This is a genomic window from Thalassobius sp. Cn5-15 (assembly GCF_022347685.1).
Lineage (GTDB): Bacteria > Pseudomonadota > Alphaproteobacteria > Rhodobacterales > Rhodobacteraceae > Thalassobius.
On sequence record NZ_JAKRGF010000001.1, the window covers coordinates 1,053,868 to 1,077,083 of the forward strand.

At 58.7% G+C, this 23,216-nt stretch carries 18 protein-coding genes; 4 read left to right on the plus strand and 14 right to left on the minus strand.

What is annotated here, in order from left to right; translation table 11 throughout:
- Positions 1–8: 8 nt before the first annotated feature.
- The 10 genes from MHM86_RS05010 to MHM86_RS05055 all read right to left on the minus strand — a co-directional run bounded on the left by MHM86_RS05010 (position 9) and on the right by MHM86_RS05055 (position 12,607).
- The gene (locus MHM86_RS05010) at positions 9–1,793 is read right to left on the minus strand and encodes a penicillin-binding protein 2 (protein ID WP_239196545.1); all 1,785 of its coding nucleotides are present in this window, start codon (positions 1,791–1,793) and stop codon (positions 9–11) included.
- Complete coding sequence (locus MHM86_RS05015; protein ID WP_239196547.1) at positions 1,790–2,137, minus strand: cell division protein FtsL; 348 nt, start codon at positions 2,135–2,137, stop codon at positions 1,790–1,792. Before MHM86_RS05015 ends, MHM86_RS05010 begins: the two co-directional genes overlap by 4 nt.
- A complete protein-coding gene (rsmH, locus tag MHM86_RS05020) occupies positions 2,137–3,129 on the minus strand; it encodes a 16S rRNA (cytosine(1402)-N(4))-methyltransferase RsmH (protein ID WP_239196549.1) in 993 nt (330 codons plus the stop codon). Before rsmH ends, MHM86_RS05015 begins: the two co-directional genes overlap by 1 nt.
- Positions 3,130–3,132: 3 nt before the next feature.
- Positions 3,133–3,636, minus strand: a complete 504-nt coding sequence (mraZ, locus tag MHM86_RS05025) for a division/cell wall cluster transcriptional repressor MraZ (RefSeq protein WP_370644035.1) — start codon at positions 3,634–3,636, stop codon at positions 3,133–3,135.
- 810 nt (positions 3,637–4,446) lie between these two features.
- Positions 4,447–5,610, minus strand: a complete 1,164-nt coding sequence (locus MHM86_RS05030) for a M20 aminoacylase family protein (RefSeq protein WP_239196553.1) — start codon at positions 5,608–5,610, stop codon at positions 4,447–4,449.
- A gap of 37 nt (positions 5,611–5,647) precedes the next feature.
- Positions 5,648–6,811: a M20 aminoacylase family protein gene (locus tag MHM86_RS05035; RefSeq protein ID WP_239196555.1), complete on the minus strand. Its 1,164-nt coding sequence runs from the start codon at positions 6,809–6,811 to the stop codon at positions 5,648–5,650.
- A gap of 21 nt (positions 6,812–6,832) precedes the next feature.
- The gene (locus MHM86_RS05040) at positions 6,833–7,993 is read right to left on the minus strand and encodes a M20 aminoacylase family protein (RefSeq protein ID WP_239196557.1); all 1,161 of its coding nucleotides are present in this window, start codon (positions 7,991–7,993) and stop codon (positions 6,833–6,835) included.
- Between the two features lie 50 nt (positions 7,994–8,043).
- Complete coding sequence (locus tag MHM86_RS05045; RefSeq protein ID WP_239196559.1) at positions 8,044–9,387, minus strand: FAD-binding oxidoreductase; 1,344 nt, start codon at positions 9,385–9,387, stop codon at positions 8,044–8,046.
- Positions 9,384–10,547: an acetylornithine deacetylase gene (argE, locus tag MHM86_RS05050; protein ID WP_239196561.1), complete on the minus strand. Its 1,164-nt coding sequence runs from the start codon at positions 10,545–10,547 to the stop codon at positions 9,384–9,386. Before argE ends, MHM86_RS05045 begins: the two co-directional genes overlap by 4 nt.
- A gap of 239 nt (positions 10,548–10,786) precedes the next feature.
- Complete coding sequence (locus MHM86_RS05055; protein ID WP_239196563.1) at positions 10,787–12,607, minus strand: ABC transporter ATP-binding protein; 1,821 nt, start codon at positions 12,605–12,607, stop codon at positions 10,787–10,789.
- Positions 12,608–13,069: 462 nt separating this feature from the next.
- On the opposite strand from MHM86_RS05055, the gene MHM86_RS05060 reads away from it, so the two are divergent.
- The 3 genes from MHM86_RS05060 to MHM86_RS05070 all read left to right on the plus strand — a co-directional run bounded on the left by MHM86_RS05060 (position 13,070) and on the right by MHM86_RS05070 (position 16,825).
- On the plus strand, positions 13,070–14,770 hold the full coding sequence (locus MHM86_RS05060) for a peptide ABC transporter substrate-binding protein (RefSeq protein WP_239196565.1): 1,701 nt from the start codon (positions 13,070–13,072) through the stop codon (positions 14,768–14,770).
- 116 nt (positions 14,771–14,886) lie between these two features.
- Positions 14,887–15,894, plus strand: coding sequence for an ABC transporter permease (locus MHM86_RS05065; RefSeq protein WP_239196567.1), 1,008 nt, complete (start codon positions 14,887–14,889; stop codon positions 15,892–15,894).
- Positions 15,887–16,825, plus strand: coding sequence for an ABC transporter permease (locus tag MHM86_RS05070; protein ID WP_239196569.1), 939 nt, complete (start codon positions 15,887–15,889; stop codon positions 16,823–16,825). The genes MHM86_RS05065 and MHM86_RS05070 overlap by 8 nt, the downstream gene beginning before the upstream one ends.
- A gap of 58 nt (positions 16,826–16,883) precedes the next feature.
- Here the strand turns inward: MHM86_RS05070 and MHM86_RS05075 are convergent, their stop codons facing one another.
- The 4 genes from MHM86_RS05075 to MHM86_RS05090 all read right to left on the minus strand — a co-directional run bounded on the left by MHM86_RS05075 (position 16,884) and on the right by MHM86_RS05090 (position 22,146).
- The gene (locus tag MHM86_RS05075) at positions 16,884–18,161 is read right to left on the minus strand and encodes a DUF3422 family protein (RefSeq protein ID WP_239196571.1); all 1,278 of its coding nucleotides are present in this window, start codon (positions 18,159–18,161) and stop codon (positions 16,884–16,886) included.
- A gap of 366 nt (positions 18,162–18,527) precedes the next feature.
- Positions 18,528–19,961 (minus strand): NAD(P)(+) transhydrogenase (Re/Si-specific) subunit beta, encoded by a 1,434-nt coding sequence (locus MHM86_RS05080; RefSeq protein WP_239196573.1) that lies wholly within the window; start codon positions 19,959–19,961, stop codon positions 18,528–18,530.
- Positions 19,962–19,974: 13 nt separating this feature from the next.
- A complete protein-coding gene (locus tag MHM86_RS05085; RefSeq protein WP_239196575.1) occupies positions 19,975–21,546 on the minus strand; it encodes a Re/Si-specific NAD(P)(+) transhydrogenase subunit alpha in 1,572 nt (523 codons plus the stop codon).
- Between the two features lie 147 nt (positions 21,547–21,693).
- Positions 21,694–22,146, minus strand: a complete 453-nt coding sequence (locus MHM86_RS05090) for an isoprenylcysteine carboxylmethyltransferase family protein (RefSeq protein WP_239196577.1) — start codon at positions 22,144–22,146, stop codon at positions 21,694–21,696.
- Between the two features lie 272 nt (positions 22,147–22,418).
- Here MHM86_RS05090 and MHM86_RS05095 point away from each other — a divergent pair, with 272 nt between their 5' ends.
- Complete coding sequence (locus MHM86_RS05095; protein WP_239196579.1) at positions 22,419–23,171, plus strand: SDR family NAD(P)-dependent oxidoreductase; 753 nt, start codon at positions 22,419–22,421, stop codon at positions 23,169–23,171.
- Positions 23,172–23,216: the final 45 nt, after the last annotated feature.

Consider the following 23,216-nt stretch of genomic DNA (forward strand, 5'->3'; position numbering starts at 1 on the left):
GGCCCAGCTTAGTTTGATGTCAGGGTTATACCAGCCGTCTGCGCGGGTTCAATCGTAGGCCGCATTCCCAGCATCGGCGCGACGCGACGGATCATTTCTGCCGCCACCGGAACAGCAGTCCAGCCTGCCGTGCGGCGCGGTTCCTCACCTGAGGTTTCAACCGGCTCATCCAGCGTCACCACCAGCACATAGCGCGGATCATGAGCGGGAAACATCGATGCAAAGGTGGCAATCACCTTGTCATCATAATAGCCGCCCCCCCGTTCCTTGGGTTTATCCGCCGTGCCGGTTTTACCGCCGACGGCATATCCCTTCACCTCACCAAAGGACGCGGTGCCTTCAGTAACCACTTTGCGCAGCATTTCACGGCTGGCAGCGGCGACTTCGGTCGACATAACACGTTCGCCGTTCTGCGGCCCCTTCTGTTTCAGCAAGGTCGGCTGCACAACCGTGCCGCCATTCGCGATCGCGGCATAGGCCGCAGCCAGATGCATCGGCGTCGCAGAAATGCCGTGGCCGTAGGAAATCGTCATGGTCGAAAGCTCCGACCAGTTCTTTGGCAACAAGGGTTTACCACCCGAAGCCTCTGTCAACTCGACCGGCGTTGCCTCAAGCAGACCAAGACGGCGCAGGAAATCCTGTTGGCGTTCAATCCCGATCTGCTGCGCCACCCGCGCGGTGCCGATGTTGGAGGATTTGACGATGATCTTGGTCAGCGTCATCTCATTGCCGTAATTGCGGAAATCACGGATCTTGTGCTTGCCCCAGCGCAGCGGGCCGCGCGTATCATAAAGCGTGGTCGGATTGGCCAAACCAAGTTCCATCGCCTGTGCGGCGGCGAAAATTTTGTAGGTCGAGCCGAGCTCATACACCCCCTGCACCACGCGGTTGAACAACGGGCTGTCGCTGGCGTCGCCTTCGGTCAATACCGTGGGGCGGGTGTTCGGATCAAAATCAGGTAGCGACACCATCGAGATAATCTCGCCCGTGTGCACGTCCAATAGCACCGAAGCTGCGCCTTTGGCATTCATCAGCTTCATGCCGCCGTAAAGCACCTGTTCCGCTGCAGCCTGCACCGACAGATCCACAGACAACTGCAGCGGACGACCCTGATTGGCGGGATCACGCAGCGCATTGTCAAAAAGGCTTTCGACACCGGCAACACCCACCACCTCAGCCGCATGCACACCTTCGCGACCGAAACTGGCCCCCCCCATGATATGCGCGGCCAGACGACCGTTCGGGTAAAGGCGCATTTCGCGCGGACCAAACAGCAGGCCGGGTTCGCCAATGTCATGCACCGCCTGCTTCTGCTCAGGACTCAACTTCTTGCGAATCCAAAGGAACTTACGCTTCCCGGTGAAGCTTTTCAGCAAGTCAGCGCGCTTCAACTCTGGAAAGATCCGCGCCAGTTCGGTTGCGGCGTGTTCCGGTTCGATCATCTGCGGCGGCACCGCGTAGAGCGAGAATGTTTCAAGGTTGGTCGCCAGAATGCGCCCCTCACGGTCCACAATATCGGCCCGCTGCGCCACAATAGAGGCACCGGCGGCATTGGCGCGCGGCTCTGTCGGGTCGGTGGCGGCCAGCGTCGCCATGCGCCCCCCCACAGCGACAAAAGCAACAGCAAAAAACAGCCCCAGTACGATCAGCCGCCCCTCGGCACGGCTACGGGCCTTGTCACGCATATCTTCATGACGCAGACGAATGTTTTCGCGCTCAATCGCGTCGGGGTTTTCCCCCAGACGGCGGGCCTCAAGGATCTGAGCCAGCGGACGTAGCGGGGTGCGGATCATCTGAGCGCCTCCATGTTGGAAACCTCGATCGTATCCGACAGGTTGAGCGGCGCATTTTCTTCTGGGTAGCTGACCTGATCGGCATTGCCGAACTGTTCCGGCGCCAGTGGCAACAGACCCAGTTTGTCAAAGTTGATGTCAGCCAGATCGCGCAGCCGGTCAGGACGGTTCAGATAGGCCCATTCGGCGCGCAAAACCATCAGCCGCGACCGCGCCTGCCCGATAGAGCGCTGCAAATCTTCATTGTGATCCAGCGCCGTCTGCGTGCGGTAATTTTCACGGTAGCCCCAAAAGGCCGTGCCAATCACAGCCAGCGCCGTCAGCAGGAAGAAAAATGAACGCATCAGCGATCCCCTTTCAACATTGGCATGCCCAGACCTTTGCGGTCACAGGGTCCTGCCGGCGCATCGGTGCGGATCCCCACCCGCAGCTTCGCAGAGCGCGAGCGCGGGTTTTCCGCCAACTCCTGATCGTCAGGACCAATGGCTTTCTTGGATTTCAACGTGAACTGCGCTGGAGCCGCCTGTGTCATCGGCGCGTAGCGGTTCGTCGTTTTCGCCCCGCCGGAGCGTTGCTGGAAGAACCGCTTGACCATCCGATCCTCGACCGAGTGGAAGGTCACAACCGCCAACTGACCGCCAGGTTTCAGCGCGCGTTCAGCGGCCTCAAGGCCCTTGATCAATTCGCCATACTCATCATTCACCGCAATCCGTAGCGCCTGAAAAGAGCGCGTGGCCGGATGGCTCTGCCCTGGCTTCTTGCGCGGCAGGCAGCTCTCGATGATCTCTGCCAGTTTCAGCGTCGTGGTGATCGGCGCGATCGCACGTTCACGCAAAATCGCCTTGGCAATGCGGCGGCTAGCCCGCTCTTCCCCGTAAAGGAAAAGGATATCGGCCAGCTCGACCTCAGTTGCCTCGTTCACAATGTCCGCAGCCGAACGACCCGATTGCGACATACGCATATCCAACGGGCCGTCCTTCATGAAAGAAAAGCCTCGTTCGGCCAGATCCAGCTGCATCGAACTGACACCCAGATCCAAAACCACACCGTCCAGTGCGCAGGCGTATTCATCAAGACGCGAAAACACGCCCTGAACCAGTTCAATCCGATCACCGTATGCGCCAACCCAAGGCGCAGCCAGTTCAAACGCCAGCGGGTCACGGTCAACGGCGTAAACCTTATCCGCCCCAGCCAGCAGCAATTCGCGCGTATAACCGCCCGCCCCAAAGGTGCCGTCCAGCCAACGGCCAAAGACGGGCGATACCGCCGCGATCAGCGGGCGGATCAGTACCGGGATATGTGGTGCATCATCAGAGGGGTGGACCGCATCGGTCATAGATTATTCCCCTCCAGTATCATCCAACAGGGACATGGGATCGAAATCATCCGGCATTTCGTCAAGGAAGGCCTCGATTTCGGCATTTTCAAGTTCGTCGTATGTGGCCGCGTTCCAGATCTCAAAGTGATCGCCCATTGCGACCATCACCGCTTCACCGTCCAGTTCAATCTGGGCGCGGCGCTCTTTGGGCAGAACAATACGGCCATCGCGGTCAATTTCGGTTTCCCAGGATTTACCAAGGATCATCCGGCTGGCCATCTGACGGCTTTTGGACCCGCGCGGCATCGCTTTGATGTCTGCCTCGATCTCGGCCATGGCTTCGATCGTGTAGGCCTGAAGCTTGTTCTTCAGGTGCGGACCATAAAGGACCACCATACGCGGATTGGGGTTTTCAGGATGGTTCGGATCACCGGATTCGAGCACACGGCGAAAATCAGCAGGGATCGACATCCGACCCTTACCGTCAACCTTTTGGTTGAACTCGCCTCTGAAACTCAGACCCACTGTTCTAGCCCGTCCTCATTACTGTGACCGCACGGCTCGATGCCGCTTGGCGTTGTGCTACCACCCTCCCCTAGGATGAAAGCGAAACGGCGAATTGAGCTGCTGCCACTGCCCAATTCGCCGCTCTCGTCCCGCTTTGCGGGTTTGTCCAGCTGCGCGCGCCACCTGGGGGGATGTCTGCTCGCCCGCGCGCCGGATCTCTTATCTCGATGAAAGCGGGTGCCTGTATGAAACCTGACTCGGATCTTTTTATTTAAGCGGGGTCTGTCGCCCCTGATCCCGTTCTCATCGTGTGAAACATGGATCGCATGGGAATTGATGGGGCGCAATAGTTTTTTTCATCCAGAACAGTGGGCTATTGACTCTTATTAAGAATCATCTCACCGGAAAGTGAGCACCTCGTTACCACTGATATGGCCTTTAAGGGTGATATAACACCACATATAGGTCTTTAACGCCGAATCTGAGCTGCCCAAAATTTTTCCCATTTTGACCCAAATTTTTCCATGCACCATCGGGGACAACAGCCACTCCGGCTTAAATTCACCCATAAACCTATCAATAAAGTGATTCGTTTGATGGGTTCATAGGTAATTCCCATAAGTTCCCAAGCTAGAAACCCAGAAGGTTCCAGACATTCCCAGCTTTCCCAGAACGCATCGCGGCAAACGCGTTAAACCAACCGATTTGAACCGCTGGCATCAGCGGCGACATACCTGCATCAACTGTTGAGAAGGACCTGAACAACGAAAAACCGGGCAAGGTCTCCCCTGCCCGGCTGTCTCTAACTGTGGCGTATGCCGCGCCGCTTTAGGCGGTGGGCATGCGCTGCTCGACGATCTCGGCCCACCAGCTGCAGCCGGCGGGGATCGCTTCGTCATCGAAGTTGTATTCAGGGTGGTGCACTGCAGCGGTGTCGCCGTTGCCGACCAGAATATAGGCACCCGGGCGTTCCTCTAGCATATAGGCGAAGTCTTCGCCGCCCATAACCAACGGGGCGTCATCACACTGGCCAGTGATCGAACGGGCCACGTCTGCGGCAAACGCCGTCTGCTCTTCATGGTTCACCATCACCGGATAGCCGCGCATGTAGTTCACATCTGCACTGCCGCCAAAGGTGGCCGCAACGCCGGTGCAGATCTCATTGATCCGCTTTTCCGCCAGATCGCGCATCTCCTTGGACATGGTGCGCACGGTGCCACGAATGGTGACGCGCTGCGGGATCACGTTGAACGCTTTGGACGAGCTTTCCATCGCCGTGACAGAGACAACGACTTGATCCACCGGATCTGCATTGCGCGAGGCGATGGATTGCAACGTGGTCACTGCCGTTGCGGTCATCACGTTGGTATCAATGGTTTCATGCGGCTTCGCTGCGTGACCGCCTTTACCTTCGAACACCACCTCATAGGTATCGGTAGCCGCAAAGAAGGCACCCGGGCGGATCGCAAAACTGCCCAGCGCGTGGCCCGGCCAATTGTGCATGCCGTAGACCTCTTGGATATTCCAGCGGTCCATCATGCCGTCTTCGCACATCTCACGACCGCCGCCGCCGCCCTCTTCGGCAGGCTGGAAGATCACCACAACGGTGCCATCGAAATTACGGGTTTCGGCCAGATATTTCGCCGCGCCCAAGAGCATCGCAGTGTGACCATCGTGACCACAAGCGTGCATCGCGCCATCGGTTTTCGACGCATAGTCCAGCCCTGTTTGTTCGTGGATCGGCAGGGCGTCCATGTCAGCGCGCAGGCCAATCACCTTGCCGGAGGATGTCTTGTTTCCCTTAATCACGCCCACAACGCCGGTGCGGCCGATACCGGTGACAATCTCATCGCAGCCAAACTCTTTCAGCTTGTCCGCAACGATGGCAGCGGTGCGGTGGGTTTCAAACAGCAGTTCGGGGTTTTCATGCAGATCGCGGCGCCACGCGGTGATTTCGGGCAGCAGTTCGGCAAAACGGTTCTTCGTCGGCATAACGGATCCTTTTGGGTTCTTTTGGTTTTGGCCACGCTCAGCTGCGCGACAGACGTTGTTCAACCAACTCAGCAAAGAAGCTACACCCGTTCGGGATCGCCTCATCGTTGAAGTCGTATTCGGGATGATGCAGCGGGGCACTGTCGCCATTGCCAACCATGACAAAGGCACCGGGGCGTACCGCTAACATATAGGAAAAATCTTCGCCACCTAGTGACAGCGACGCCTCGACACAGCCGCCAGCAACAGCGGTCGCCACATCAACGGCAAATCCCGCCTCTGCGTCCGAATTGATGGTGGCGGGGGTGATACGATCATAGCTTAGCGTAATCTGTCCGCCATGTGTTGCCGCCACGGCCTCACACATCGCCTGCATGCGCTGTTCCAGCATGTCGCGGGTAGCCGGGTTAAAACTGCGCACAGTCCCCTTCAGCGTCGCGGTGTGGGGGATCACATTATATACATCCGATCCCGTATGGAACGCAGTAACAGACACCACCGCGCGGTCCACCGGATCAATGGTGCGACTGACCAGCGTTTGCAAAGACTGGTGCAGTTGCGATCCCATCAAGGTGGGGTCGATGGTGTTTTGCGGCTCGGCCGCATGGCCGCCCTTGCCCTCAATCTCGATGGTGAAGAAATCGACGGCCGCCAGCATCGGCCCCTTGCGGGTGGCGAAATATCCGGTTGGCAGGCTGGGGGCATTGTGCAGCGCGTAAACCTCATCAATACCCCAACGGTCCATCATGCCATCCTCAACCATCGCAAGGGCGCCATTGCCGCCCTCCTCTGCTGGCTGAAAAATCAGCGCGACCTGACCGTCAAAATTCCGCGTCTCTGCCAGATATTGCGCCGCCCCCAAGAGCATTGCGGTGTGGCCGTCGTGACCACAGGCGTGCATCGCGTTCGGAACCTCGGATGCATACTCCAGGCCAGTCTGTTCCTGCATCGGCAACGCGTCCATATCGGCGCGCAGACCGATGACACGGCCCTTGGTATCACATGTGCCCTTGATGATGCCGACAACCCCGGTCTGGCCAATGCCCTCCACCACCTCATCGCAGCCAAAGGCGCGCAGTTTTTCAGCGGCCAGCGCGGCAGTGCGGTGGGTGGCATACATCACCTCTGGATGGGTGTGGATGTCACGGCGCCATGCGGTAATTTCGGGCAGCAATTCGGCAAATCGGTTTTTAGCGGGCATCAGGTATCATCAAGGTTTAGGTTATCGGCGCGGCAGACGCTGTTCGATCAACTCGGCAAAGAAGCTGGTGCCATAAGGCGCCGCATCATCGGCGAAGTCATAGGCGGGATGGTGACAAGCGGCGCTGTCGCCATTGCCAAGGAAGATATAGGCGCCCGGCCGTGCCTCCAGCATATAGGAAAAATCTTCGGCGGGCATAATCGGGTTTGCGTTCGCTTCAACCTTTGTGCCCACAGCCTCTGCTGCCTTCACCGCATGGGCAGTCTCAAGGTCGCTGTTCACCGTGGGCGGGTAGCCGCGGACATATTCAATATGCGCGGTGGCGCCATAAGCCGCTGCGGTGGCTGTGGCGACGGCCCGGACCCGCTCCTCCATCAGATCGCGCACCTCGGGTTCAAAACACCGCACAGTGCCCCGCAGCTTGGCGGTCTGCGGGATGACGTTCTGAGTGTCGCTTTCGGTGATAAAGGTCGCGACCGTCAGCACCGCCTGCTTAACCGGATCCACATTGCGCGCCACGATAGAGTTCAGCGCCACAACCACATGGGCGGCAGCCAGCGTTGTGTCCACAGCCTGATGCGGTTCAGCCGCGTGTCCGCCCTTGCCCTCAATCACAATTTCCATCTCATCGGCTGAGGCCATGAGGGGACCTGAGCGGATCGCAAATTCGCCCACCGGCAGACCGGGCGCATTGTGGAGGCCATAGACTTCATCCACATTCCAGCGATCCATACAGCCGTCCTCGACCATCTTCAGACCACCTGCGCCGCCCTCTTCGGCGGGCTGAAACAGCAGCACAACGGTGCCATCGAAGTTGCGGGTTTCACACAGATATTGCGCTGCCCCCAACAACATAGCCGTGTGACCATCATGGCCACAGGCATGCATTGCACCGGGTATTTTAGATGCATAGTCGAGACCGGTTATTTCCTCCATCGGTAGCGCATCCATATCTGCACGCAGAGCAATCACTCGATCTGATGTGCCTGCTTTGATGGTGCCGACTACACCGGTGATGCCGATGCCTTCGACCACTTCATCGCAGCCAAATGCGTGCAGCTTCTCCGCCACCACACTGGCGGTGCGGTGAACGTCAAACATCACCTCAGGATGTTGGTGAAAATCACGGCGCCATGCGGTGATGTCACCATGCAGTTCAGCAATACGGTTCTTGATCGGCATTGTTTATTCCCCTCGCACAATACGGTGGCGTGTGGTCTGCGCCCGAACACTCACAGCCCCGGCCCCATGTCCATTTTCGACCCATCGCTGAACCGCGATAACCGGAAGCGTGTCAGGTCATGCCCCACATCCCCTCCCGTGATCAGATCCGCCATGATCCGGCCAAAGGCAGGCCCGATGCCGAAACCATGACCGCACATACCGGTGCAGATGCTCAGGCCCTCTATCGGGGCATGATCGACCACCGGAACGATATCCGGCATCGCATCAATCATGCCAGCCCATGACGCCTTGATCCGCGGCGCACCCAGCGCAGGAAACAGCTGGGCAAATTCGGCCAGCGTGCGGCGCTGACGCGCCTCCACCGGTTTTGGATCCAGCACACGCATGCGTTCAAACGGCGTTTCTTCCTCTGGCGACCAGCTGCGCTTGGTGCCCCATGCGTCTGGGAACCCCTTAGGCGCTGCCGGGTGATAGGAGGCGCCGAAAGGATGCGCTTTGATCTGTTCGCGGTAAGGCCACAGATGGCGGAAGGCGTCCGGCCCGATAAACAGCCGGTGCCAGCCACCTTCTGCCAGCGTAAACCCGCCATCGGTGCGTCGACGGAAGGCCAGCCGATCATTGCCCGCCGCTGGCATATCCAGCGCTGGCAGCGCCTCGGTCGCCAGTACCTGTGCCAGAATGGACAACTGCGGGATATTGATTCCATATTGGCGCAGGAACAGCGACGACCATGCGCCCCCTGCGACCAGCACCTGATCAGCGCGGATGCGCCCCCGTTCGGTTACAGCACCGCCGATGCGCCCTGCGGTCAGATCCAGCGCCCGCACTGCGCAGTTTTCGCGGATCACCACACCCGCAGCCGCAGCAGCACGCGCCAAGGCAGGCACAGCGACCCACGGTTCCGCCTTCATATCCGAAGGTGTATGCAGCGCGCCGTGATAGCGTCGCGTCGCACCGGGCAACAGCGCCTTGGTCTCGGCAGATGTCAGGATACGGCTGTCCATCCCATGCGGTTTGGCGAGGTTCAGCCACGTCTCATATCGTTCAATCGATTGCGGCTTTTCCGCCAGATAGGCCACACCCAGACGCGCCAGCCCCAGATCCTCGCCCAGTTCGGCCTGCAATTGCGGCCAGAGGCGGTTTGCCTCCATCGCGATGGGCAGTTCGTCAATGTCGCGACCAGTCTGACGGATCCAGCCCCAATTGCGCGAGGATTGTTCGCCCGCAATCCGGCCCTTTTCCAAGAGCACAACCTTCTGCCCCTTACGGGCCAGAAACAGCGCACTCATCACCCCGATAACACCGCCACCGATGATCAACACATCCGCCGCATCCGGCAGTTGCCCGTCATGTTCGACAGGTTTGTGCAATCCGATGGGGAAGCCTGTCACGACAGCACCTCATCAATCAGCTTGCGCATAAACGCCTGCCCTGCCGTCAGTTGCGCGACGGACAGGAACTCATCCGGCTGATGGGCCTGAGCGATGTCGCCAGGGCCGCAGACGACGGTAGAGTAGCTGGCATTCTGGAAATGCCCTGCCTCTGTCCCGTAGCTGACGACGTTTTCTGAATTGTCGCCGGTCAGGCGGCGCACCAGTGCCTCGGCCGCGCCGTTTTCTTCTGGGGCCAGACCGTTCAAATCGAAGGTCTGCGTAAGTTCGATGGAGGTTTCAGGCACAATCGACTGCATCTCTGCCTCAACCTCGGCAACCTTGGCACGCAGGCGTGCCTCCCACTCATCATTGCTTTCATCCGGTACGTTGCGGAAATCCAACTCGAACACGCAATCCTTGGCGGTGATATTGCCCGCCGTACCACCTTTGATCACACCGACATGGGTAGACGTCCACGGCGGCACAAAAAGCGCCGCGGTATCTGAGGGTGTCGCGGCTGCAGCAGTGGCGTTGTTCTGGTTCGCCCATTCAATCAGCTTGGCACCGAACATGATCGCATTCACGCCAGTGTGGATGAGGGAGGAATGCACCTCAAATCCCTTCACGTGCACCCTGAAGGCACGCCCGCCTTTGTGTGCGGTCACGGTTTTCATCATCGAGGGCTCCCCGACAATTACCACCGAGGCCTTGGGCAAATGCTGCGTCATTTGCTCAATCAGCGGCACCACCTCTTCGCAGCCCACTTCCTCGTCATAGGACAAGGCAATTTGCAGCGGACGGCTGACACCCAGGCGCTGCGCCTCAACCAGCGCCCAGATCGCCAGCGCATCAAAGCCCTTCATGTCACAGGTACCGCGCCCGTAAAGCTTGCCGTCCTTTTCCACCACAGTGAAAGGATCACTGGTCCACGGCTGGCCATCGACAGGCACCACATCGGTGTGACCGGACAGGACGACGCCGCCGGTAACATCCGGCCCGACATGAGCATAAAGCCCGGCCTTGGTGCCATCGGCGCTATACTGACGCCCACAGCTGATGCCGTGACTGGTCAGATACCCCTCCACCCAGTCGATGAGGGGGAGGTTGGTGTCACGGCTGACAGTAGGAAAGGAGACCAGCTGGTCCAGAATATCGCGCGGGCTTAACAGGGCAGTCATGGGCGGCCTTTGTTCTAAAGCGTGTCGGAACTGATGCCTGACCAGAGCCGGAAAGTGATGCAAAAGCAATCTGTTGAGGCGCGATAGGGCATATTACGCCCCCGTCGGATCAAACAGACAGATAAGGTCACCATATGCAGAACGAAAGGTCAATCAAGTGAATCTACGGGCGCAGACCACCTGCACGCTGACATCGCCAGCATATGAAAATGGCGACCCGAGGGCCGCCAAATCAGGGATCAATACCCGCTCTCAGAGGTGAGGACGAAGTGGCCGGGGCTCACTTCATCATAGACTGACGGACCCGGCTCGTGCCCCACAGGGTGGATCGGCGACGGGATCGGTTTGAAGTTCAACTCGCGCTCTGACTTGCGCTTGTGTGGGTCGGCGATGGGAACTGCCTTCATCAAAGCCTGCGTGTAGGCGTGCTGAGGGTTTTCAAAGACCGCCTGACGCGGACCCAGTTCGACGATGCGACCCAGATACATCACGCCAACGTCGTGGCTGACCCGTTCCACCACCGCCATATCGTGGCTGATAAACAGGAAGGACAGGCCCAGTTCCGCCTGAAGTTCCATCATCAGGTTCAGCACCTGCGCCTGCACCGACACGTCCAGCGCCGATACCGCCTCATCCGCGATGATCAGTTTCGGGTTCAGCGCCAGTGCGCGGGCAATTGCAACACGCTGACGCTGGCCACCCGACAGTTCGTGCGGGAAGCGGCGCAAGAAACTTCGTGGCAGCTCGACCCGATCAAACAGCATTTCGACCCGCGCCTGCATCTCTGCGCGCGAATGGGTGCCGTAGTTCCGCATCGGTTCCGCCACCTGATCGCCCAGCATCATCTGCGGGTTGAGCGAGGCAAAAGGATCCTGAAAGATCATCTGCATATCCAGACGCGCAGCGCGCAGATCCCCTTGATCCAGCGCCATAATATCTGTGCCATCCAGATTGATCCGCCCCGACTGCGGCTCCACCAGACGCAGGATCGACCGGCCCGCCGTGGATTTACCACAGCCCGATTCCCCCACCAGCGACAGGGTGCGCCCCTTGTTCAGGGTGAAGCTCACATCCTCTACCGCGTGAACATTCGCTACCGTACGGCGGAAAAAACCGCCCTTCACCGGGAAGCGCGTGATCAGGTTTTTGACCTCTAGCAGGGGCTCATCGGTGCCCTTGATCGGACCAAGGTTCTGATCCTCGCGGCCCAACAGCTTCATCGGTTCAGGCAGCGGTTTGCCGGTCATCTCACCCAATTTAGGCACAGCGGCCAGCAGCGCCTTGGTGTACTCGTGCTGCGGGTTTTCAAAAATCTCTTGAACCGTGCCCTCTTCGACCTTGTTGCCCCGGAACATCACCACAACGCGGTCTGCCATCTGTGCCACAACCGCCATGTCGTGGGTGATGAACATCACCGCTGTGCCGGTTTCGCGTTTCAGGCGGTCCATCAGCGCCAGAATTTCCGCCTGAATGGTCACATCAAGCGCGGTGGTCGGCTCATCCGCGATCAACAGGCGCGGTTCGCAGGCCAGCGCCATCGCGATCACCACCCGCTGGCGCATACCGCCAGACAGCTCATGCGGATACTGTTTCAGACGGCGCCCCGGTTCAGGGATGCGCACCTGTTTCAGCAGATCCAACGCGCGCGCTTCTGCTTCATCCTTCGACAGGCCTTTGTGCAGGCGCAGACCTTCGGTCAGCTGGCGCCCCACGGTAAATACGGGATTCAGCGCAGTCATCGGCTCCTGAAAGATCATTCCAATCTCGTTGCCGCGAATCGTACGCATCAGTTCCTGTTCGGTGTTTGCCAGGTCAACTTCGCCGCCATCTTTACGATCAAACAGCAATTTGCCGTCGGCAATTTCGCCGCCACCAAATTCCACCAGACGCATCAGCGACAGGCTGGACACAGATTTGCCAGAGCCGGATTCACCAACAATACAAACGGTTTCGCCGGGGTTTACGTCGAAAGAAACATCTTCCACGCCAACCACAGGGCCGTCTTTGGTTTGAAATTCAACCCGCAGGTTTTCGATCTTTGCAATCGGTTGATCCAGCATTCCCCTGATCCATTTTTGGTATCACTTATTGGCGCCGACGCTATAGACGTCGCCAAGCCAGTGTCAAATCCGCATACTCAAGCGCGACACGACGTCATGACATTCCACCAAAGCGAGATCGACACCGCCTTCAGGTCAGCACCTCTGCCGCAACATAAAGCAGGGATTTTAAACGATCTAACGTCACTACTGGCATTTTACCGTATATATACTGCGGTATGTGCCTCAGGGCACCGGTACTATCTCTTGCTTTTTGCAAATAATAGGTTTGTGATGCCATCAGCCGCGAGGCATTCGGGGACAGTTACCAACGAAAAATAGCCGGAATCGAACGATCAGGTTGCGCTCGCGGAGAGAATCATGGCCCGGCGAAGGGTCTGGAATCCCCCCGTATGGGGAGTCTGTGACAACCGAGATGAGGTGTCTGACACCATTGTCGAAGTGTCCAACATGGAGTGAAAAATGAAAATCAAAACTCTTATGCTAGGGGCCGTTGCGGCGACCACCCTGGCGCCAGCAGCGATCGCAGAACGCGGCGCGGACGGCCACGTGAATGTCATCTATTGGCAAGCTCCCTCGATCCTGAACCCGTATCTGTCGAGCGGCACCAAAGAGATTGAAGCGGCTTCGCTGGTCATTGAGCCTCTGGGCCGTTACGATCCGACCGGCGCGCTGATCCCCTATCTGGCCGAAGAGATTCCGACGTTGGAAAATGGTGGCGTGTCTGAGGACCTGAAAACCATCACATGGAAGCTGAAATCAGGCCTGAAATGGTCGGACGGTTCCGCAGTAACCGCCGAAGACGTGAAATTCACCGCGGAATATTGCATGCACCCCGAAGGTGGCTGCGCCCAGCTGGCGAAGTTTGAAGGCGTTGAAAGCGTTGATGTCATGGACGAACTGACCGTCAAAGTGACCTTCAACGAAGCCAAGCCCAACCCCTACGGCCCCTTCATGGGCGGCCAATCTCCGATCCTGCAAAAAGCGCAATTCGCTGACTGTCTGGGTGCCAAGGCGCCTGAGTGCACCGATGCCAACTTTGCTCCGATCGGCACTGGCCCGTTTGCTGTGACCGAGTTCAAGCCGAACGACGTGATCTCAATGGAAGCAAACTCCATGTACCGCGACGCATCGAAACCGGCGTTTGCGACCCTGACCTTCAAAGGTGGCGGCGACGCAACTGCGGCTGGCCGTGCGGTTCTGGAAACCGGCGAATTTGACTACGCCTGGAACCTGCAGCTGGCACCCGAAGTGATCGCAAACATGGAAAAAGGCGGCAAGGGTAAAACCGTTGCAGCTTTCGGCTCACTGGTTGAGCGGATTGAAATGAACATGACCAACCCGTCGTCCGATCTGGCCGAAGGTGAGCGTTCGACCGCAGCACATCCGCACCCCTTCCTGTCTGACATCAACGTGCGCAAAGCGCTGTCGATGGCGATCGACCGTGAACTGCTGGTGGAAATTGGCTACGGCAAAGCAGGTCGTGCGACCTGTAACCTGGTGCCGGCACCGGCAATCTACGCCTCCGACAACACCGATTGTCTGGTTCAGGACATCGCTGGCGCCAACGCGCTGCTGGACGAAGCAGGCTGGGTCAAAGGTGCCGACGGCATCCGCGCCAAGGACGGCGTGAAACTGTCGATCCTTTACCAGACCTCGACCAACGCTGTGCGTCAGGACTTCCAAGCGCTGATCAAACAGTGGTGGAGCGAGATCGGTGTTGAAACCGAACTGCGCAACATTTCTGCATCTGTCTTCTTCGGTGGGGATCCGGGGTCGCCTGACACCTTCCAGAAGTTCTACGCTGACGTTGAAATGTACGCCAACAACTTCGACGGCACCGACCCAGAAGCCTATCTGGCTCAGTACACCTGTGACAAAGCGCCGAAACCTTCGTCCCAGTGGCAGGGTGAGAACATCAACCGTTTCTGTGACCCCGCCTACGACGAACTGGTCGCAGAACTGGGCCGCACCGGTTCGCTGGAAAAACGCGGCGAACTGGCGCGCAAGATGAACGAGATGCTGACCAAAGACAGCTACACTGTTGTTCCGCTGGTGGACCGTGGTCGTGTATCGGCCCACGCCAACACACTGGGTGGCGTTGTGCTGAACACTTGGGACTCCGAGCTGTGGAACGCAGCTGACTGGCACCGCATCAAATAAGTGATGCCCCATCTGCCCCGGCCTTTTCTGGCCGGGGCTTTTCATGGTCGCGCCCGGATATGTTTTCGGTATATGAGCGCACTTGAAACAAGAATAGCCGCAAAAGGCCTCCGTATATGCTGACTTTTACTGTTCGACGATTGGTGTTGGCTGTGCCAACCCTGTTGTTCATCAGCCTGGTCATCTTCCTGTTGCTCGAGCTAGCGCCGGGCGATCCGATGGCACAGGTCCCGCTCACCGTACCCCCAGAGGTAAAAGAAAAAATGCGCGAAGCGCTTGGCCTTGGCCAACCGATGCACGTGCGTTTCCTCAAATGGCTGGTGCAATTCTTCTGGGTTGAACCGCAGGTGCTGTTCGACCACCTCTTTGGCACCGGTTTTGCCGAAGGCAAACTGCGCGTGCTTAGCTGGCAGACCCGTTCGCCGGTCATGGATATCGTGGTGCAGCGCATTCCGCAGACACTGTGGGTGGTCGGCCTATCCTATGTGGTCGGCGTGCTGATCGCGTTGCCGATCGGAATCTATTCCGCCTACCGCCAGTATTCGATCTTTGACCAGATCGGGACGTTCGTGTCGATGATCGGCTTTTCGGTGCCGACGTTCTTTACCGGCGTGTTGCTGATTGTGATCTTCTCAGTAAACCTTGGCTGGTTCCCCTCGATCTATGACACCACCCACAAGGTGACGGATTGGGACAGCTTCGTTTTCCAGATGCGACAGCTGGCGATGCCGGTGTTTGTTCTGGCGCTGTTCAACGCGGCACAAATCAGCCGATTCATGCGGGCGTCGATGCTGGACAACCTGAACCAGGACTATGTGCGCACCGCACGGGCCAAGGGTCTGGGCGAACGCGCCGTGGTGATGGTGCATGTGCTGCGCAATTCGATGATCCCTGTTGTGACCGTAATCGCCCTTGGTGCGCCGCAGGTGTTTGCCGGTGCGATCATCACCGAACAGGTGTTCAAGGTGAACGGTCTGGGCCATATGCTGATCGGCGCGATCGAGGCAAATGACCTGCCCACTGTGCAGACGCTTACCTTTATCTTTGCGCTGCTGATCGTTCTGTTCAACATCATCGCCGATGTCCTCTACGGCATCCTGGACCCGAGGATTCGCTATGACTGATGACACAAACGTAAACCCCATCGGCGCGCTGAGCGACCCGATGCCATCGGCCCCGCCGCGCAGCCAATGGGTTGCGGTCTGGCAGCAGTTCAAGACCCACAAGGGTGCCCTTCTGGGCGGGATCATCTTTGTGATCATCCTCTTGGCGGTTACCATCGGCCCGTGGATCTGGCCCTATGATCCGACCTACATCGACATCCGTGCCCGCAATCAGGGCCCAACCTTTGCGCATCCCTTGGGCACTGACCAACTGGGGCGTGATACGCTGGCACGGATGATGGCCGGTGGTCAGGTATCGGTTGCCGTTGGCATCACCGCGATGCTGCTGGCGTTGGTACTGGGATCGTTCATCGGCGTGCTCGCCGGTTTCTTCAGACGCCTCGACGGGCCTCTGATGCGTCTGACTGATCTGTTTCTGGCGCTGCCGCTGCTGCCACTGCTGCTGGTCATGGTGCTGTTGTTCCGCGACCCGCTGAACGCTGCCTTCGGACCGGAAACTGGGATCTTCATCCTGATTGTCTGCGCCATTGGCGTGACCAGCTGGATGCCCACGGCACGGATCGTGCGTGGCGATGTTCTGGCACTGAAAGAGCGGGAGTTTGTTCTGGCCGCCCGTTCCATCGGCACCAAGAACGCACAGATGATCATCCGCCACATCCTGCCCAACGTGTTGTCACCTATCATGGTCTCGGCCACGCTGGGAATCGCCAATGCGATCATCACGGAATCGGCGCTGTCCTTCCTTGGCCTTGGCTTCCCGCCGGACTTCCCCACTTGGGGCCGTCTTCTGTTTGATGCCACCGACTACCTGCAGCAATACCCCGAACGGGTGTTCTGGCCCGGTCTGGCGATTTCGCTGACAGTGCTGAGTGTGAACTACCTCGGCGATGGTCTGCGCGACGCATTGGATCCGCGGATCCGCGGCCGCTAAAGGCACTACAAAAACAAACGGCCCGTTGCAGATGCAGCGGGCCGTTTTTGTTTGTGGCTTAGTGCAGCTTCGACTGGATCCGCCTGAGCGACCACCAGACCAGCGCCACCACCGGCAGGGTCAACGCTGCGGTCAGTCCTGCCTTGCTCAACCCCAGCCATTTCGCCAACGGATAGCCCGCATAAGACGCCAGCGAAACGGCATAATAGCTGATCGCCACCACAGACAGGCCTTCGACAGTTTTCTGCAGTTTCAACTGCATATCAGCGCGCTGGTTCATGCTGGACAGCAGCGACTGGTTCTGGGCAGAGCGTTCCACATCCACCCGCGTTCGCAGCAGCTCCCCTGCCCTGCGCGCGCGATCTGACAATGCGGCCAGCCGTGCTTCGGTCGCTTTCACCGTGCGCATTGCGGGATCATAGCGGCGCATCATAAATTCCGCGAAGGTCTGACGCCCCTGAAACCGTTCCTCACGCAGAACCTTGATGCGCTGGTTAACCAGCGCCTCATAGGCCCCCGTTGCACCAAAGCGGAAGCTGTTCCGCGCCATCTGCTGTTCCAGCGCGGCAGAGGTGGTCAGCAGCTGCGTCAGGGTCTGTTCCGCATCCAGCCCCGTGTCCCCCATGTGATCCACCAGATGCGCCAGCGTCTGCTCCAACTGCCCCAGATCGGCACCGATCTGCTTCACCCGAGCAAAGCCCAGCATCGACATGCTTTTGTACGTCTCCACCTCGCACAGACGCTGCACGATGCGCCCCACCCGTCGCGCTCCGGTTTCATCGTTCACAAAAACCGCAAAGCGCGTGTGTCCTGCCGGATCAACGCGGAAATCGCCCGCCAAAATTGCACCGTCGTCCAGAACCCGACTGACGGCAAGGCTTTCAGGCACAAACCAGTCCGCCAACAGCCCCCGCACGCTCGCATCATCAGGACGTGGCTGCACACGGATATGGGCCGATGCGACGCGCACCCCCGGCGCTTGCTCCAGCCAGTCGGCTGGAAACACCTCAAAATCCGTGGGGTCAAAGGCGCGGGCAGACAGTGTCGACGTAAAGGCGGTATAAGTCACAAATTCGGTATGGCTTTCCCATTTCAGCTCATGCCGCCCGATGCGGGCAGAATAATGCGTGGCCCCCGGTTGCGGGTGCGGCGCGCCGTGACGGTCGAGGAGCGCGATCAAATGATCACGATCCGCCTGCCGGTCCCGCCCCACCGCACGGTCAGGATGTTTGATCGCCAGATAGGTCGCGGTACTGGGGACCTCCAACGACGGGAAAGGCCGCGCGTGCAGTTCATTCGCCAATTCATAGCGCAAGGGGTGATCGGTGATGGTCATTTCGGGGCCTCACGGGATTGATTCCGAGAGTGATGGCATAAGATGGATAAGAAAATCAAAGCATTTTCAATAGGTTAACGGAATGCCGTGGTATACAGAGAAGGGTAGAGCATGAACCAATGCAAAATTCTCAAAGCGAACAACGTCTTGGCACGAGGTAACGGGCGCGCCCGATCCCGAGGGCGGCCCACCGCAAACGCAACGTAGGTGAGACAAACCAGCGACGCCAAACGCGGCACCGTCAGACAATCGCGCCCGCCTTTGGCGGCGGGGTCGGGCGCGATCCGATGCTGCGCACCGGAGGGTCCACATAAAACAGCCCCGCCGGATCGGCGGGGCTTCTTATGTTTCAGTCGTCTGACCCGATCAGCTGATGCGGGTCAGCAGGTCATCCAGCGACTTCTTCGCGTCACCGTAGAACATGCGGGTGTTCTCTTTGAAGAACAGCGGGTTCTCGATGCCCGAATACCCGGTCCCCTGACCACGCTTGGAGACGAAGACCTGCTTAGATTTCCAGCATTCCAGAACCGGCATGCCGGCGATGGGGCTGTTGGGGTCTTCTTGTGCGGCGGGGTTAACGATGTCATTCGAACCGATCACGATGGACACATCGGTTTCGGGGAAGTCGTCGTTGATCTCGTCCATTTCCAGCACGATGTCGTAGGGCACTTTTGCCTCAGCCAACAGAACGTTCATGTGACCCGGCAAACGACCGGCAACGGGGTGGATCGCGAAACGCACGGTTTTGCCTTTGGCGCGCAGGCGACGGGTCAGTTCCGCCACGTTCTGCTGTGCCTGTGCAACCGCCATACCGTAGCCCGGGATGATCACGATGCTGTCTGCCTCTTCCAGTGCGGTGGCCACACCGTCGGCGTCAATGGCGATCTGTTCGCCTTCCACTTCCATCGCCGGACCCGCTGCACCACCGAAGCCGCCCAGAATAACCGAGATGAACGAACGGTTCATGGCCTTACACATGATGTAGGACAGGATCGCACCCGAGGAACCAACCAGCGCCCCCACAACAATCAACAGATCGTTGCCAAGAGAGAAACCGATCGCCGCAGCCGCCCAGCCAGAATAGCTGTTCAGCATCGACACAACCACCGGCATGTCGGCGCCGCCGATGCCCATGATCAGGTGATAGCCGATGAACAGTGCTGCGATGGTCATGATCGCCAGCGGCAGGAAACCACCGGTGTTGCAGTACCAGATCAGGGTGATCAGCGAGAGGATTGCCGCACCAGCGTTCAGCGCGTGGCCGCCCGGCAGTTTGGTCGCCGCAGACGTCAGCTTGCCCGCCAGTTTACCATAGGCAACAACCGAACCGGTGAAGGTCACGGCACCAATGAAGATGCCCAGGAACAGCTCAACCCGCAGGATGCCGATTTCTACGCCGTCCTTTTTGGCCAGCAGTTTTGCGAACCCCTCCAGCGCTTTCTTTTCCTCAGCGCCCATGGCCAGAACACGGCCCAGTTCAATGTGCGCGATGAAGCCCACAAACACAGCCGCCAGACCAACGAGCGAGTGCATCGCAGCCACCAGTTCCGGCATCTGGGTCATCTGCACGCGGTTGGCCAGTTGATAGCCGATGATACCACCTGCAGGGATCAGCAGGATCGACAGCCACCACAGACCAGCACCGGGGCCGATCAGGGTTGCGAAAACCGCCAGACCCATGCCGACGATACCATACCAAACGGCCCGTTTGGCGCTTTCCTGACCGGACAGACCGCCCAGCGACAGGATGAAGAGAACAGCCGCAACAACGTAAGCGGCAGTCGTGAAACCAAAGTCCATAAGTCCTTACTCCTTAGGATTTCTGGAACATGGCGAGCATGCGCCGTGTCACGAGGAAGCCACCGAAGATGTTGATACCGGTCATAAAGACCGACAGGGCGGCAAGGAGGATCACCAGGAACGAGCCAGAGCCGATTTGCATCAGCGCGCCCAGAATGATGATCGAGGAGATCGCGTTGGTCACAGCCATCAGCGGGGTGTGCAGCGAGTGGGCCACGTTCCAGATCACCTGGAACCCCACGAACACCGACAGAACAAACACAATGAAGTGCTGCATAAAGCTGGCCGGGGCCACAAGACCAACACCCAAGAGCAGAACCGCACCTACAGTCAGCAGGGTGACCTGATTTTTGGTCTGCTGTTTGAAAGCGGCAACTTCCTGTGCCCGGATCTCTTCGGGCGTCAGTTCTTTGACCTCTTTCTTGGGCTGTGCGGCAATCGCCTGCACTTTCGGCGGCGGCGGCGGGAAGGTGATTTCACCTTCGAACGTCACGGTTGCGCCACGGATCACATCATCTTCCATGTCGTGGTTGATCTGACCGTCTTTTTCGGGTGTCAGGTCAGCCATCATGTGGCGGATGTTGGTCGCATAAAGCGACGAGGACTGAGCCGCCATGCGCGACGGGAAGTCGGTGTAGCCAACGATGGTCACGCCATTGTCGGTCACGATCTTTTCGTCCGCGACGGTCAGCTTACAGTTGCCGCCCTTTTCCGCTGCGAGGTCAACGATCACCGAACCCGGTTTCATCGCCTCAACCATGTCCTTGGTCCACAGTTCCGGCGCTTCGCGGTTCGGAATCAGCGCGGTGGTGATTACGATGTCCACTTCGGGGGCCAGTTCACGGAACTTCGCCAGCTGCGCTTCGCGGAATTCATCCGACTGTACCGGCGCATAACCGCCGGTCGCGGCGCCGTCGCCGCCTTCTTCTTCGAAGTCCAGATAGACGAATTCAGCGCCCATGGATTCGACCTGTTCGGCCACTTCGGGGCGAACATCGAACGCCAGAGTGATCGCGCCCAGCGAGGTCGAGGTGCCGATTGCGGCCAGACCTGCTACACCGGCGCCCACAACCAGCACTTTGGCTGGCGGCACTTTACCCGCGGCGGTCACCTGTCCGGTGAAGAAACGGCCGAAGTTGTTGCCCGCTTCGATCACGGCACGGTAACCGGCAATATTGGCCATAGACGACAGGGCGTCCATTTTCTGCGCGCGCGAAATACGCGGCACCATTTCCATGGCGATCACGTTGGCGCCTTTGGCTTTGGCCAGCGCCATGCCTTCTTCGTTCCCACCGGGGTTAAAGAAGGAGATCAGCGTCTTCTCTTTGTTCAGGCGCTTCAGCTCGGTCGCGTTGGGCTGACGCACTTTGGCGATGATGTCGGCCTCTTTCCACAGCGCAGCTGCGGTTTTGACCACCTCAACACCGGCCTCCTCGTATGCCGCATCCGAAAAACCGGCAGCCAAACCGGCCCCGGACTCGACGGCACATTCATACCCGAGCTTTTGCAATTGACGCGCCGAGTCCGGCGTCATCGCGACACGGTTCTCGCCGTCAAAGACTTCCTTTGGCGTTCCGATTTTCAACTTTCACGTCCCCCTTCAGAACTGTGGTCGTTGCTTCGTTTTGCACGAAACTGTGACTTTTACTGGCCGCGCAACTTTATTGCGCAAAACGGCCTTCTCATTGATACGTATTTCACCCGCATGTCAAATGTGACGTTGTGCCCAAACTTAGACCCAACGCCGCGTTTTTTCGCAGTAACGGGCAAAGTCCATACGGAATTTGCGGCGCAATGCGTTCTCTTCCGGGATCACAAACCGTCTCTCGAGGAGCCAAAGAAATATAGGCACCAAAGGCAAGGACAAAATTGCATCAAAACGCAAAATACATCCTGCCAGTAGCATCACATAACTCAAATAGATCGGGTTGCGACTACGTTTGAAGATCCCACTGGTGACAAGGCGGTCTGCCTCGCGATGTGGGGTTAAGGTGGTGTTCTGACGCCGCATCTCTGACACCGCCAGCGCCAGCAAAATCACACCGCCACCGATAAAGACAGCTGTGATGAAATCGGTCAGTGCACTGTCCAGACTCAACCCCAGCGGAAAGAGCTGTGGCACAAGCCACGACAGCCCCAGCGCCAGCAAAAGCCAGACGGGTGGCAGATCCAGAGATTTGAACATTGGTTTTTCCTTCTGCACGTGTCCGATAATCATCGGGGCCCTTTGCCGAAACGGGTCGAAACGGCGGCCCCCTCTCTTCTTTCGGGGGCAGCGCAACCATGCACTTTGCAAACGCAGAAAAAAAGGGGGCGCAGGTCAATAAATCGTGTCGCAATGCAGCATTAGCGACGTGCTGCCTTGCCCCTTGGTTGATTGACCCTGCGGAAACGCGCGTCTTCCTTGCGCCAGCACCTCCCGTCGCTATCGTAACGATCTCTAAGGGAGGAGAAGTCATGCATTTAAAAGGCAAACACGCGCTGGTCACCGGCGGCGGCACCGGCATCGGTCTGGGCATCGCACAGGCGCTGGCCACAGCCGGCGCAGAGGTGACAATCACCGGTCGCCGGCTAGAGGTTCTGGAGGAACAGGCCGGCAACGGGCTGCACGCGCTGCAGATGGACGTCGCCGATGAGGCCAGCGTGGTCGATGGCGTCGCGAGCGCCATCGCCGCCCGTGGTCCGGTCCAGATCTGCGTGCCCAACGCAGGCGTCGCCGAGGGACGGGCGCTGCACAAAACTGACATGAGCTTCTGGCGGCACATGATGGGCATCAACGTCGACGGCGCGTTCCTGACCATCCGCGAATGCCTGAAGTCCATGCACACAACAGACTGGGGCCGGGTGATCGCCATCAGCTCTATCGCGGGCCTGCGCGGCCTGCCGGGGGCCGCCTGTTACAGCGCCAGCAAACATGCGATGATCGGCATCATCAAATCGCTTGCTGCCGATCACGCGGCGAAACCCTACACCTTCAACGCCCTCTGCCCCGCCTATGTGGAGACAGAGATCATCACCCGCAACGTCGAAAGCATCAAACAACGCACCGGCCTTGACGAGGTAAAGGCGCGTGAACTGATGGTGGGGGCTAACCCTCATGGCCGTCTGGTCACCGTGGCCGAGGTGGTGGAAGCTGCGATGTTTCTGTGCGGCGAAAACTCCGGCTCAATGAACGGTCAGGCCATTCAGGTCTCCGGCGGAGAGATGTAAGCCCCAACGCCAAGAGGGGCGGGCCGCCTGCCCCTTTTCAATCAC